This window comes from Escherichia sp. Marseille-Q3837 (genome assembly GCF_916618735.1).
Lineage (GTDB): Bacteria > Pseudomonadota > Gammaproteobacteria > Enterobacterales > Enterobacteriaceae > Escherichia > Escherichia ruysiae.
In genome coordinates this window covers 3,936,389-3,949,976 of the sequence record NZ_CAKAKC010000001.1, presented here as the reverse complement: position 1 = coordinate 3,949,976, position 13,588 = coordinate 3,936,389, and the positions used below count along the sequence as shown (strand labels likewise).

Here is a 13,588-nt window from a genome sequence, read left to right as displayed (position 1 = left end):
CTATCACACTAATAGTGGTAACAAACGTAAAAAATAAAACTGCATAAAATACAGTTGGTTATATATTATAGTAAGAATAATTCTTATTTATATATTCACCAGGAATTTTCGGAATAAATATGCTTTTGTATAGTCAGATATATAAGGATGTGGCAGGTGAAATTTAGCGAAATATTCTGCATGGTTATGCATAACCATGCAGAATTGTAAATTTAATTAATATCTATTTCTTCTATTTTGCTCTCTTTGCGTGCTGTCAACGTGGAGCCCATTGAAGCGGCAATGATAGCGCCGAGCGCCAGAATCTGTATTGGCGTCAGCATCTCACCGAGGAAAATCATCCCGGAAATGGCGGCCAGTGCTGGTTCCATGCTCATCAGCGTACCAAATGTCCGCGTCGGCAAACGGGTGAGGGCAATCATCTCCAGCGAGTAGGGCAGAGCGGTCGAGAGAATTGCGACAGCTAAACCTAATGGAACAACCGACCAATGCCAGAGAGCCTCTCCAGCCTGTAACGCACCGATTGGCACGAAAATTAATGCCGCAATCAGCGAACCGATCGCCACCGTCGCAGGGCCGTGTTCAGCACCAGCACGTTGCCCACTTAATATGTAGATAGCCCAACAAGCACCGGCACCGAGCGCCAGCGCACAGCCGGTTAAATCGACATGGGAAACATCTTGCCCCAGCGGCAGCAGGAACCACAGACCGAGCACTGCCAGCAAAACCCAAACGAAATCTACCGGACGACGAGAGGAGAACAGCGCCACCGCCAGTGGCCCGGTGAACTCCAGCGCAACTGCAATTCCCAGAGGTACAGTCTGAATAGAGAGATAAAAGAGATAGTTCATCCCACCCAGAGATACACCGTAAAACAACAGCGGCAACCGTTGTTCTCTGGCAAAACGCAGCCGCCACGGTTTAAAGAAAGCGATAAGAATCAGTGTTCCCAGTGCAAGGCGCAGCGCAGTCACTCCAGGCGCGCCAACCAGTGGAAAAAGTGATTTTGCTAATGAAGCCCCACCCTGAATAGACGCCATGGCAACGAGCAATATGACTATTGGTAACCAGACCGGCATTTTACGTAATGACCCTGGCATCCTTTCTCCCATAAAGTTGTATAGCAAGGTAAAGCGTGGAGTGTACTGGATGTACCAGTGGGTGGTTGAGCATTTGTTGAAAAATTTTTTCCCCGTTTTGGCTAAAATGCGCCAGGATTGATGGATTCATCAGTTTGCTGATTAAGAATAATCTGGATGAGAGAGTGTGAATATATGCGTAATACTTACGCAGTTCACTGAAAAAATGATTTAAATTTAGATGGATAGCGGTGAATGGAAACGTTCTGTTACACGAAATGGCCCGTTAGACATCACAAATCGCCAAGAGTTTCCCATTAATTTTTGATATATTTAAAACTTAGGACTTATTTGAATCACATTTGAGGTGGTTATGAAAAAAATTGCATGTCTTTCAGCACTGGCCGCAGTTCTGGCTTTCACCGCAGGTACTTCTGTAGCTGCTACTTCTACCGTAACTGGTGGTTATGCACAGAGCGACGCTCAGGGCAAAATGAACAAAATGGGCGGTTTCAACCTGAAATACCGCTATGAAGAAGACAACAGCCCGCTGGGTGTGATCGGTTCTTTCACTTACACCGAGAAAAGCCGTACTGCAAGCTCTGGTGACTACAACAAAAACCAGTACTACGGCATCACTGCTGGTCCGGCTTACCGCATTAACGACTGGGCAAGCATCTACGGTGTAGTGGGTGTGGGTTATGGTAAATTCCAGACCACTGAATACCCGACCTACAAACACGACACCAGCGACTACGGTTTCTCCTACGGTGCTGGTCTGCAGTTCAACCCGATGGAAAACGTTGCTCTGGACTTCTCTTACGAGCAGAGCCGTATTCGTAGCGTTGACGTAGGCACCTGGATTGCTGGTGTTGGTTACCGCTTCTAATCACTTCGGTGATATAAAAAATCCGCCTCTCGGGGCGGATTTTTTGTTTAAGGTTTCGGGTCGAAAATATCTGTTCCGAGATGGTTGTAATCTACCTTCTGTAACTGGAAGTTGGTGATGTATATCGGCCCGGCTTTCTTCTCAGATATAAACGGGTATTTGATGTTAATTTCCTTCGCTTTAATTCCCGTCCACTGGGAGAAAAAACCTAAGAAGTCATTGGCTGAGCGGCGGGCTTTAATCACCCGATGCGCTTTATCGTCGCTGGAAATGACCATAAAAGGCACCTGGAAATTTTGCTGATATTTATCGTCATGAGCCAGATATTGCACTTCTTTACCGCGTTCTTTAAAGGCCAGACCGTGGTCAGAAAAGTAAACCAGCGAGAAACTGCTACCGCTGTTGCGTAACTGGTCATAGAGTTTGCGCAGTAAATCGTCTGTTTGCGTCATGGTGTAGAGATAGCATGACGTCTCTTTCGATTGCACAAAGGTTTCGTATTTGCCTTGTGTCCGGTCGCAGGCCTGCGGATGTGAGCCCATCAGATGCAAAACAATCAGTTGCGGTTGCGAGTGTTCTTGCGCCAGCACCTGAGCGGTCATGTCCAGTAACGCTTCGTCTTTGGTGTTCTTATCTGCTTCAAAATTACCTTCTTTCAGGAAGTGCACTTCATCTGCACGTTTGGCAATGCTGGCGATGGCGGTATCGTACTCACCAATTTGTCCCTGATTGGAAAACCACCAGGTCTGAAAACCTGCGCGGTTGGCAAGGGTGACAAAGTTATCCTGAAATTGTGGTTTGCCATCGACGACGCGGTTAAGCGTTAAGCCGAGCGATTTTTGCGTGGAGCCGCTGGCGGCAATGTAATCAGCGAAGAGCAGACCGTTAACGCTGCTGGCAAACGGGGTGTTATTCCAGTGACCGCCAAAGGCACCGAGAGCGTCGCGACGTGCGCTTTCACCGATCACCACCACATAGGTCTGATATTTCGGTTTAACTGCAGTAACCGTCCAGGTATCTTTCATCCCGGAAAGTTTTGCCATCCGTTCTTGCTCTTCAATCACCTCGTTATTATTGACGATGACATCCTTAGCAAAACGAAATACCGGATAGCCAGTATCTTTCAGTTTAAATACGCCGCCCCAGGCCAGGTTTTGCACGGGAGCAACAAAAAATGTCGCCACGCTGAATACCAGACACAGGCTGTCGAATTTACTCCAGCGCGTTTTTTCACTCTCTTTTTGTCGCCGGACAGCTATCACGCCGAGCGCAAAAATAAATAAGCCGACCAGATAGCTGTACCACGGAAAAATCGTCAGGATTTCAGTTGACTCTTCCATATTGGTGGAGTGCAGGGCCAGCAAGGTATTGAAGTTAGGCGCGCCGTAGGCCTGAGCAAAAGGGAAATAACAGGCTGCCACTAATGAACTGACGCCGACCAGGACTTTTTGCACGCGAGGCAATGTCCGCCATAGCAAAAGCAAAATAGCCGTAAACGCGGCGGTGTAGAGAAAACTGAAGGGATAGCCTAAGCCGAGATTAATTAATAGCGACTGTAAAAAGTAGAACGCAGTCCACGGGCTAAATACCCGGCTACGGGTAACAAGCGATTCTTTGAGGGTTAAATTCATATGCCACTATCGTAACAAACGCCATGTGCTTACCCTGGCGTCAAGGGTCAATACCTGCAAGAGTGCGTGAAGAGGGGAAAAGGGTCCGCATCCGCGAGCCGCAATATACGCAGGGCTGCAAGAAGATAGAGCGAGCCGCCGTTCAGGTCAACTACTGACGAACAAATCTTTTGCGAAGAAGATTGCAAATCTGACAAAAAGTGGGGGTTTTCAGGCAGTAAAGATTTATGCCTGCAATAAAGCAGGAGTGAAGCGGCGTACCGCGACGCCGCTATTTATTGGAGGGTTTATCCTGCTGCGGTTTATTGTTGACCATATCGCACAACATCGAGAGCAGCATTAACCGTACTTTAAAGGGAGAATGACTAAACACGCGCATACACCTCTTGAACTCATTCATAAGACCTCCTGACTTGCTAATCCCGTCACTCCTTGAGGGATGATTGCATTACATACAGATATAGCACAGGCTATATTATATAGCTATTGCTAAAACGTTAATTTTTTGTGCCTTCGCAACTCTGGTTTACAATGTGCGCACGAAATAAGAACGCTATATATGTGTCACCATAATGAGGAAGCACAATGAGTCGTCGCGCAGGTACGCCAACAGCAAAAAAAGTGACGCAGTTAGTGAACGTGGAAGAGCACGTTGAAGGGTTTCGCCAGGTAAGAGAAGCGCATCGCCGCGAACTTATTGACGATTATGTTGAGCTGATTTCTGACCTGATAAGAGAAGTGGGGGAAGCCCGTCAGGTGGACATGGCTGCTCGTCTGGGCGTTTCGCAACCGACGGTGGCTAAAATGCTTAAGCGGCTGGCAACCCTGGGGCTGATTGAAATGATCCCGTGGCGTGGCGTGTTTTTAACGGCGGAAGGAGAGAAGCTGGCGCAGGAAAGCCGCGAGCGCCATCAGATAGTCGAAAATTTCTTGTTGGTGTTGGGCGTCAGCCCGGAAATTGCCCGTCGCGACGCGGAAGGCATGGAACACCATGTCAGTGAAGAGACGCTGGACGCCTTTCGTTTGTTTACCCAGAAACACGGTGCCAAATGAGCCTGCCTTTTTTACGCACGCTGCAAGGCGATCGCTTTTTTCAGTTATTAATTCTCGTTGGTATCGGATTAAGTTTTTTTGTTCCCTTTGCGCCGAAATCCTGGCCTGGCGCTATCGACTGGCACACCATCATTACCTTAAGTGGCCTGATGCTGCTGACCAAAGGTGTTGAATTAAGCGGTTATTTTGATGTGCTTGGGCGCAAAATGGTGCGCCGTTTTGCTACTGAGCGTCGGCTGGCGATGTTTATGGTGCTGGCGGCGGCGCTGCTTTCTACCTTTCTGACCAACGATGTCGCGCTGTTTATTGTTGTCCCGCTGACCATCACGCTGAAAAGACTGTGTGAGATCCCGGTTAATCGGCTGATTATTTTTGAGGCGCTGGCAGTGAATGCTGGATCGCTGCTGACGCCGATTGGTAATCCGCAAAATATCCTTATCTGGGGACGTTCGGGTCTTTCGTTTGCCGGTTTTATTGCACAGATGGCACCGTTGGCTGGCGCAATGATGCTGACATTGCTGCTGCTGTGCTGGTGTTGTTTCCCTGGAAAGGCGCTGCAATATCATACGGGGACGCAAACGCCGGAGTGGAAACCACGGCTGGTGTGGAGTTGTCTGGGACTGTATATCGTCTTCCTTACGGCGCTGGAGTTGAAACAAGAGCTGTGGGGGCTGGTGATTGTGGCAGTGGGGTTTACGCTGCTGGCGCGTCGCGTGGTGCTGAGTGTGGACTGGACGTTGCTGCTGGTGTTTATGGCGATGTTTATCGACGTCCATTTACTGACCCAGCTTCCGGCGTTGCAAGGCGTGTTGAGTAACGTGAGTCATTTATCCGAACCCGGATTATGGTTAACGGCGATTGGTTTATCGCAGGTGATCAGTAACGTGCCGAGCACGATTTTGCTGCTCAATTATGTACCACCGTCTTTATTACTGGCATGGGCGGTAAACGTAGGTGGTTTTGGCTTATTACCCGGATCGCTGGCAAATTTGATTGCGCTACGGATGGCGAACGATCGCCGGATCTGGTGGCGTTTCCATCTCTATTCGATACCGATGCTGTTGTGGGCGGCGCTGGTAGGATACGTTTTGTTAGTTATGTTCCCGGCAGTGTAAGAGCCGACAAATAAAAAAGGCGGATTATAAGTCCGCCTTTGCTTTAAGTTTTAAAGATTAATTCAGACGAACCGGCATCCCGGAACGGTTTTGAATAGCCTGATCCAGAACAGCCTGATCGACATCCGGCTGACCAGTCACTGTCTGCACGCTCTTGGTTAGCGTAATTGGCACAATTTCCTGACCTTCAAATTGGGCTTCGGTGGTAGACAGCGGGTTATGGACTTCAATATAACGGCTGCCGTCCGGCTCGGTGGTCGCTTTTACCGGCTCATCAATAAACTGTACGCGAGTACCGACCGGCACTTTCTCGAACAGGAATTTGATGTCTTCGTTACGCAGGCGCACACAACCGTGGCTTACGCGCAGGCCGATACCAAAGTTGGCGTTGGTGCCGTGGATAGCGTACAGGCGACCGATATACAGTGCGTACAGCCCCATCGGGTTATCCGGGCCAGCCGGAACGACAGCCGGAAGCGGTTCACCCGCAGCGCGGTATTCTGCATGCATTTTGGCGGTCGGCGTCCAGGTCGGGCCTGCTTTCTTACGCTCTACTTTGGTGGTCCAGTTGATAGGTGTGTCTTTGCCTAACTGACCAATGCCGATCGGCAGTACGATAACGGTGTTAGTTCCTTTCGGATAGTAATACAGACGCATCTCTGCGCTGTTAATCACAATGCCTTCATGAACAGTGTCCGGCAGGATCAGTTGCTGCGGAATATTCAGTACGGTGCCGCCTTTCGGCAGGAAGGTATCCACACCCGGGTTCGCTTCCATCATATTGGAAAGCCCCATCTGATACTCCGCCGCAAAGTACTCCAGCGGCTGAGTGTTACCTTCAGGGATAGTGATCACCTGATTCTGACCAACCAGGCGACTCCCGTCGGTTGGCAGAGGATAAGTTACCGCTGAAGCGGTACTGCAAAAGCCGACAACAGCGAAGGCCGCTGCGAATAACGTTTTCAATTTCATATTCATGTTAAGCGAGATTTCGTGCCTGGCAGGCCATTAGGTTGAGAATATTAGAGTATTGGAAGCGCATTATATGTTCATTCCAGCTAACAGTGAAATCAGATGTGTACTAAATCACATTTTTTGCCTTTGGGAAGAGTGTAGACCTTAAGCGGGGGACGGGATCTTCTTTCAGACTTATGGCATAATGCGCGGTTTGTCATATCTCTTTTCAGGATACGCCTGTGTTAGTTTCCAGTAACGTCACCATGCAGTTCGGCAGTAAGCCGTTGTTTGAAAACATTTCCGTCAAATTTGGCGGCGGCAACCGTTACGGCCTGATTGGCGCGAACGGTAGTGGTAAATCCACCTTTATGAAGATCCTCGGCGGCGACTTAGAGCCGACGCTGGGTAACGTTTCCCTCGATCCCAACGAGCGCATTGGTAAGCTGCGTCAGGATCAATTTGCCTTTGAAGAGTTCACCGTGCTGGATACGGTGATCATGGGGCATAAAGAGTTGTGGGAAGTGAAGCAGGAGCGCGACCGCATCTATGCTTTGCCGGAAATGAGCGAAGAAGATGGCTATAAAGTTGCCGATCTGGAAGTGAAATACGGCGAAATGGACGGTTACTCTGCGGAAGCTCGCGCCGGTGAACTGTTGCTTGGTGTGGGAATTCCAGTGGAACAACACTACGGCCCGATGAGTGAAGTTGCTCCTGGCTGGAAGCTGCGTGTGCTGCTGGCGCAGGCGCTGTTTGCTGATCCAGACATTCTCCTGCTCGACGAACCGACCAACAACCTCGACATCGACACCATTCGCTGGCTGGAACAGGTGCTGAACGAGCGTGACAGCACCATGATCATCATCTCGCACGACCGTCACTTCCTTAACATGGTTTGTACCCACATGGCGGATCTGGATTACGGCGAGCTGCGCGTTTATCCGGGCAACTACGATGAGTACATGACGGCGGCGACCCAGGCGCGTGAGCGTCTGCTGGCTGATAACGCCAAGAAGAAAGCGCAGATTGCTGAGCTGCAATCTTTCGTTAGCCGCTTTAGCGCCAATGCCTCGAAATCTCGCCAGGCAACTTCGCGCGCGCGCCAGATTGATAAAATCAAACTGGAAGAGGTGAAAGCCTCCAGCCGTCAGAACCCGTTCATCCGTTTTGAGCAGGATAAGAAACTGTTCCGTAACGCGCTGGAAGTGGAAGGGCTGACCAAGGGGTTTGATAACGGTCCGCTGTTTAAAAATCTCAACCTGCTGCTGGAAGTGGGTGAAAAGCTGGCGGTACTCGGCACCAACGGCGTCGGTAAATCGACTTTGCTGAAAACGTTGGTGGGTGATCTGGAACCGGATAGTGGCACCGTAAAATGGTCAGAGAACGCGCGCATTGGTTACTACGCGCAGGATCACGAATATGAGTTCGATAATGACCTGACCGTGTTTGAATGGATGAGCCAGTGGAAACAGGAAGGCGATGACGAGCAGGCGGTGCGCAGCATTCTCGGTCGTTTGTTGTTCAGCCAGGACGACATCAAAAAGCCAGCGAAAGTGCTTTCCGGTGGAGAAAAAGGGCGGATGCTGTTTGGTAAGTTAATGATGCAGAAGCCGAACATTCTGATCATGGACGAACCGACCAACCACCTGGACATGGAATCCATCGAGTCACTGAACATGGCGCTGGAACTGTATCAGGGCACGCTGATCTTTGTTTCACACGACCGTGAGTTCGTAAGCTCCCTGGCGACCCGTATTCTGGAAATCACGCCGGAACGCGTGATTGACTTTAGCGGTAATTACGAAGATTACCTGCGTAGTAAAGGGATCGAGTAAGTTATAGTCAGTAGCCCTGGTTATGTCAGGGCTACTGATGACAAATACAAGATTGCTATCAGGCCTATGCAGTACCTGCAATATATTGAATATGAAGGACTTTGTAGGCAGGATAAGGCGTTAACGCCGCATCCGGCATGAACAAAGCGCACTTTGTCAGCAATCTGAGCAACATCGAACCTACTTTCTTAACCTCACATCAATTCACTTCCACTAATCCATCACTTCTCAAACATCCATGCCCAGCGCGCGTTTACCGTGAACGTTCAGATCTTCCAGTGTAAATCGGCCTTGCCAGTTTGTTTCATAATCTTCCCGTGGGAAGTCTCCCGGCGATGCACCTTTTTCCAGTGCTTTCCTGACATTGTGCGCATAAACCCGGTTTTTCTCGCACATCGGCGCGGCAGGAATATACATCACATTCCCCCAGCCCTGTTGATTGTCTACCGGTGCGACACAGTGGATCACATCGCAGTGCCACCAGACAGAATCCCCCGCTGTTATTGCCGGAATTGACGTTAGTGCTTTCATCAATAAGGGATGCCATTTCTCTGAAACAGGCAGAACTTTACCAGGCGCAACACCGCACAGCTCGTCGTCCGGTACGTCATCCAGCAACGGACGCAGCAGAACGTATGCCATCGCTTCCGGGATCGGCACCACGTGTAACAATCCCTGGCCTGGTAACATATCGGAAAGTGCCGTCCAGCCCTGGAACGTGCGGAACACCGAACATTTGGTGGTGTTATCGACGGTGTATTCTTCTACTTCGGTACGGTGTGCGGCATCCCACGGATCGTAATCATCAAAATTACCGTTGAAAACATGGGCAAAAACGCGCTGATAAGCAGGTAATAACCAGCGTTCCAGTGCGCCAGAATCAGTGTGTGCCCCCAGACCTTTGGACGTCGTGCCCGGTGGGCGGCGGCGGATCCTGTCTGGATAGATCACGCTGACATCGGGATCAAACCATTGTTTGCCGTTGCTTTCAGACTTCCACAGACGGTTAAGGAAAGATTGCACCGCAGCCATATTGTCGCTCTGCCGCGCCTGCATCTGTGCCTGTGACCAGTAAATGGGATAGATTTCGGGGCGAGACGCCTCCAGCGAGCCGAAAAAGCTGTCACCGGGACCTTTATACACATCATCAAAGTGATTGGCATCAAGGTAGTTGAGCATTGCGCGATCCCACGCCAGCGCCTGCTCGCGGGGGAAATTGCCTTTTATTACCGCGCAACCGCGACGTTTTATCTCATTGCGCGTGGCTTCACTCACTGTACCTGCTGCAATGTCGCTATAAGGAACTTCCGGCCAAACCGGCAATCCTTGCGCTTTCAGTGCGTCTATTTCTGCTACACGCGCTTCGATTTTTGCAGAGAGTTTTTCGAAGACCTGTTGTACATCGCCGATCTGTTGTCGCAGCTTCGCTTTCATTTCACGGATAGCCGTTTTCGCATCTGTTGGCAACGTCTCATAGGTAAAAGTCATATCAACCTCGCAACTTTCGTTCGAAAGTGAAAATAGTTACGATTGATACTTTAAGTTAAAAATAAGTTAACGCAAGATAAAAATCTTGAGTCAGTGCACAAAGTGAGCAAAAAAGAGAGATGCCGGAACGGTCGCTCCGGCCGGGAGAAGATTACTTATTGAAAGGAGCGGAGCTATCCAGCACCGCCTGAATCACATTCAGCGCGCCTTCATGATTATTATCATCGGTAGCGTAACGGGCGATTTGTTTAATGTTTTCCGCAGCATTGCCCATCGCAAAGGAATAATGCGCCATTTTAAGCATCTCTGCGTCGTTACCGCTGTCGCCAATCGCTACCACATTTTGCGGTGACAGACCCCAGCGTTTTAACAACCGCGAAATACCATTTGCTTTATGCAAGCCGGGAATAATCAGGTCGATAAAACCCGCGCCACTGGTGACAGGTTTCATAATGCCATCGAGCGCAACGTGCAGTTTGTCGACAACCAGCGGGATTTGTTCATCCGGCAGGTTGAGCGAAAACTTGAAAAGCACGTCATCAATCTCCTGGTAATCCTTCACAGGTTTCAGTCGATGGTAGTGTTTTTCCATCAGTACGACGAATGCTTCCGGCGCATTTTCACTGATGTATGCGCTTTGCAGACCACAGGCGACAAAATTGAGTTGTTTATCTTTCAGCAGTTCCCCAATGACAATCCTGGATTCATGCCGGGTCAGTTCGCCGTGGAACAACTGCTTGCCATGTTCGTAGACCAGCGCGCCATTTTCCGCGACAAAAGAGATTTCATCTTTTAGCTCAGGAAAGAAGGAAATAAGCTGGTAATACTGGTTACCACTGGCGACAACGAACTCAATATCGCGCTTTTTCAGTTCCTGATACTGCGCCATAAAACGTGACTGGTTGTACATTTTGGCGTCGTTAAGAAAAGTACCGTCCATATCGCAAACGATAACTTTTACAGTCATAAAAGTGCTCCCGGCAATGAATGCAAACGCCACAGTGTAATGACAATGTGATGCGGAGCACAAACTAATTTCGAATGAAAGCGAGAGTAAAATTGATTTCGTGAATGTTTTAGCCCGGCGACGCCGCCGGGCTGAGGGGATTACAGCATGTGTTCGGTGCGGGCGATGATATCGTCCTGAGCGTCTGGAGAGAGCGCGGTGAAGAAGGCGGAATAGCCCGCTACGCGCACGACCAGATCCCGGTACTGATCCGGATGTTTTTTCGCTTCCAGCAGCGTTTCGCGGGAAACGATGTTGTACTGAATATGCCAGCCTTTATGCACTTCGAAGAAGGTGCGTAGCAGGATCATCAGTTTCTGCTTGTCAGATTCGTTCTCCAGCGTCGCCGGGTTTAGTTTCTGGTTGAGCAATACACCGCCGAGAATCGCTGCGGTAGGCAGTTTACCCACCGAGCCAATGACCGCCGTTGGGCCGAGATGGTCAGTACCGGAAGCCGGGCTTGCGCCTTCCGCCAGCGGGGTATGTGCTTTACGTCCGTCCGGCGTTGCCATTGTTTGCGCGCCAAACGGTACGTTAGCGGAGATAGACGACGTACCTGCGTAATAGTTGCCGCCAACCGGACCACGACCGTAGCGCGGGTTGTGGTACTGCTTCAGTTCGTCAATATAGGTCTGATAGGCGCGAGCCAGCAGCGTATCGACGCTATCATCGTCGTTGCCATACTTCGGCGCGCCGTTAATCAGACGCTGACGCAACTGCTCATGAGTCAGGCCATCGAAGTCATCCGCCAGCGCGGCAGCCAGTTGTTGTTGACCAATCGCGCCCTGTTCAAATACCAGTTTCTTCACTGCCGCCAGGCTGTTGCCGAGGTTGGCAATGCCCACCTGCAGGCCAGAAACCCAGTCATATTTCGCGCCGCCTTGCTTGATACTTTTCGCTCGCTCAATGCAATCATCCACCAGCGCCGAGCAGAGAATATCGTGCACGTTCTCTTCCAGCATGGTGTCGACCACATATTCGATTTCGATCGATTTGCGGGTGTAGTAACGGATTTGCGTATCCCACGCGTCCATTACTTCATCGAAGTTGTTGAAGTTACCCGCTGACAACGCTTTTTCTTGCGGCAGGAACACGTTGCCGCTGGTGGCATCACGACCGCCTTCCAGCGCCGCCAGCATCACGCGGGCGAAGTTGATAAAGCTCATGCCGGTGCAGCGATAGCCCCATTTGCCGCCGACGGCGGTTTCGATACAACCAATCGCTGCGTAGTCGTAAGCGTCCTGCGGTTCAATACCGAGTTTAATAAATTCCGGGATCACGATTTCGTCGTTGTTGAACGCTGGCATCCCGAAGCCGCAGCGGATCACCTGTACGCAGGCGTCGAGGAAATCGTTACTCATTCCCGCATGGTAACGCACGCTGAGGTTAGGCTGAGTGGAGCGCAGACGACCGCAGGATTCCAGGATCGCGTAAGAGAGCGGATTCACTGCGTCCATCGGCTGACCATCAACCAGATTTTGCCCGCCAATGGTGACGTTCTGATACAGCGGACTTCCCGCAGAGGCTTTCGAGTGCGAGCCTGAGCGGATCTTGTTCACCTCAAGCAGTTTCAGCCAGCAGCTATGCAGCATCTCGATGGCGTGTTCGCGATCCAGCGTCTGGTTGAGTTCAACGTCGCGGCGATAGTACGGATAGAGATACTGGTCCATACGACCAAACGACACCGAGTGACCGTTAGATTCGATCTGTAAAATCAACTGGATGAAGTAGCACAGTTGCAGCGCCTGCCAGAACGTCTGCGGCGGCTGGTGGGCGATAAGATCGCAATTTTCTGCCATTGCCAGCAGTTCATCGCGACGGCTTTCGCGGGTTTCGGTGGCTGCCATTTCACGCGCCAGGGCAGCGAAACGTTCAATATGTTCACTGACTGCAACCAGCACGATATCAATCGCTTTCAGGAACTGCTCGCCGTGCAAATCTTCCAGCACAGTCAGGTTGATACGCGAGCGACGCTCCGCCACTTTCTCGCGCAGACCATCAAGCCCTTTTTCCAGCAGCAGCGGGAAATTGACCGCCAGGTGTGCATCGCCGGAGGTCATATTGCCTTCTGCTTTGATAATACCGGTCGCCAGCAGGCCTTTTTGCTCATCGGTAAACATGCCGTAGCAGCGATCCTGTACGGTCTGACCGCGCCACCACGGGCACACTTCATGCAGAACGCGTTTGTTCTCTTCGCTCACCGCAAAACCCGCGCCGGGACGATCGGCCAGATCATCAATCTCTTTTTCGATCCACGACACGGTATATTCCGGGAAGATTGGCGCGGCGCGAACTTCGCTTGCCTGGTTGCCGATGATCAACTCATCGTGTTTGATCCAGATGGTGCGATTCGCCAGGTGATGCGCCAGCGCCAGCGCGCGACGAACCGGGATCGGCTTATCGAGATGTTGTTGATACATCTCGGTATAGTGCTGCGCGCGCTCGGTACAAACCGGCGGTTTCACAATATGCACCAGCGCATTTTTGTGCGCTTTAATGCGGTCGCTGAGCGTGTCCAGTTTCAGTGTTGTCATGGTT

Annotated in this window: 12 protein-coding genes; 5 read left to right on the top strand and 7 right to left on the bottom strand. The window is 50.7% G+C overall.

Annotation, left to right across the window (positions count from 1 at the left end; translation table 11 throughout):
* Nucleotides 1–212: 212 nt before the first annotated feature.
* Nucleotides 213–1,100 (bottom strand): threonine/homoserine exporter RhtA, encoded by an 888-nt coding sequence (gene rhtA / locus LG381_RS19045; RefSeq protein WP_024212357.1) that lies wholly within the window; start codon nt 1,098–1,100, stop codon nt 213–215.
* A gap of 234 nt (nt 1,101–1,334) precedes the next feature.
* Between rhtA and LG381_RS19040 the strand changes: the two genes are divergently transcribed.
* Nucleotides 1,335–1,400, top strand: a complete 66-nt coding sequence (locus LG381_RS19040; protein ID WP_123058184.1) for a hypothetical protein — start codon at nt 1,335–1,337, stop codon at nt 1,398–1,400.
* 52 nt (nt 1,401–1,452) lie between these two features.
* A complete protein-coding gene (gene ompX / locus LG381_RS19035) occupies nt 1,453–1,968 on the top strand; it encodes an outer membrane protein OmpX (RefSeq protein ID WP_001490939.1) in 516 nt (171 codons plus the stop codon).
* 47 nt (nt 1,969–2,015) lie between these two features.
* Here the strand turns inward: ompX and opgE are convergent, their stop codons facing one another.
* On the bottom strand, nt 2,016–3,599 hold the full coding sequence (gene opgE / locus LG381_RS19030; RefSeq protein WP_225762777.1) for a phosphoethanolamine transferase: 1,584 nt from the start codon (nt 3,597–3,599) through the stop codon (nt 2,016–2,018).
* A gap of 271 nt (nt 3,600–3,870) precedes the next feature.
* Complete coding sequence (gene mntS, locus LG381_RS19025) at nt 3,871–3,999, bottom strand: manganase accumulation protein MntS (RefSeq protein WP_001001762.1); 129 nt, start codon at nt 3,997–3,999, stop codon at nt 3,871–3,873.
* Nucleotides 4,000–4,184: 185 nt separating this feature from the next.
* Here mntS and mntR point away from each other — a divergent pair, with 185 nt between their 5' ends.
* Both mntR and LG381_RS19015 read left to right on the top strand, forming a co-directional pair.
* Nucleotides 4,185–4,652, top strand: coding sequence for a manganese-binding transcriptional regulator MntR (mntR, locus tag LG381_RS19020; RefSeq protein ID WP_000091012.1), 468 nt, complete (start codon nt 4,185–4,187; stop codon nt 4,650–4,652).
* Nucleotides 4,649–5,767, top strand: a complete 1,119-nt coding sequence (locus LG381_RS19015) for an anion transporter (RefSeq protein WP_000056471.1) — start codon at nt 4,649–4,651, stop codon at nt 5,765–5,767. Before mntR ends, LG381_RS19015 begins: the two co-directional genes overlap by 4 nt.
* Nucleotides 5,768–5,824: 57 nt before the next feature.
* Here the strand turns inward: LG381_RS19015 and ldtB are convergent, their stop codons facing one another.
* On the bottom strand, nt 5,825–6,745 hold the full coding sequence (ldtB, locus tag LG381_RS19010) for a L,D-transpeptidase (protein ID WP_001056379.1): 921 nt from the start codon (nt 6,743–6,745) through the stop codon (nt 5,825–5,827).
* Between the two features lie 218 nt (nt 6,746–6,963).
* Here ldtB and LG381_RS19005 point away from each other — a divergent pair, with 218 nt between their 5' ends.
* Nucleotides 6,964–8,556: an ABC-F family ATPase gene (locus tag LG381_RS19005; RefSeq protein ID WP_000961452.1), complete on the top strand. Its 1,593-nt coding sequence runs from the start codon at nt 6,964–6,966 to the stop codon at nt 8,554–8,556.
* A gap of 228 nt (nt 8,557–8,784) precedes the next feature.
* Here the strand turns inward: LG381_RS19005 and LG381_RS19000 are convergent, their stop codons facing one another.
* From LG381_RS19000 to LG381_RS18990, 3 genes are all read right to left on the bottom strand, one after another.
* The gene (locus tag LG381_RS19000) at nt 8,785–10,044 is read right to left on the bottom strand and encodes a DUF1479 domain-containing protein (protein ID WP_225762776.1); all 1,260 of its coding nucleotides are present in this window, start codon (nt 10,042–10,044) and stop codon (nt 8,785–8,787) included.
* A gap of 151 nt (nt 10,045–10,195) precedes the next feature.
* Nucleotides 10,196–11,011 carry a sugar-phosphatase YbiV gene (gene ybiV / locus LG381_RS18995; protein ID WP_225762775.1) on the bottom strand — a complete coding sequence of 272 codons (816 nt, stop codon included), beginning with the start codon at nt 11,009–11,011 and terminating at the stop codon, nt 10,196–10,198.
* Nucleotides 11,012–11,151: 140 nt separating this feature from the next.
* Entirely contained in the window at nt 11,152–13,584 is a 2,433-nt protein-coding gene (locus LG381_RS18990) for a glycyl radical protein (protein ID WP_000209350.1), read from the bottom strand.
* Nucleotides 13,585–13,588 lie beyond the last annotated feature (4 nt).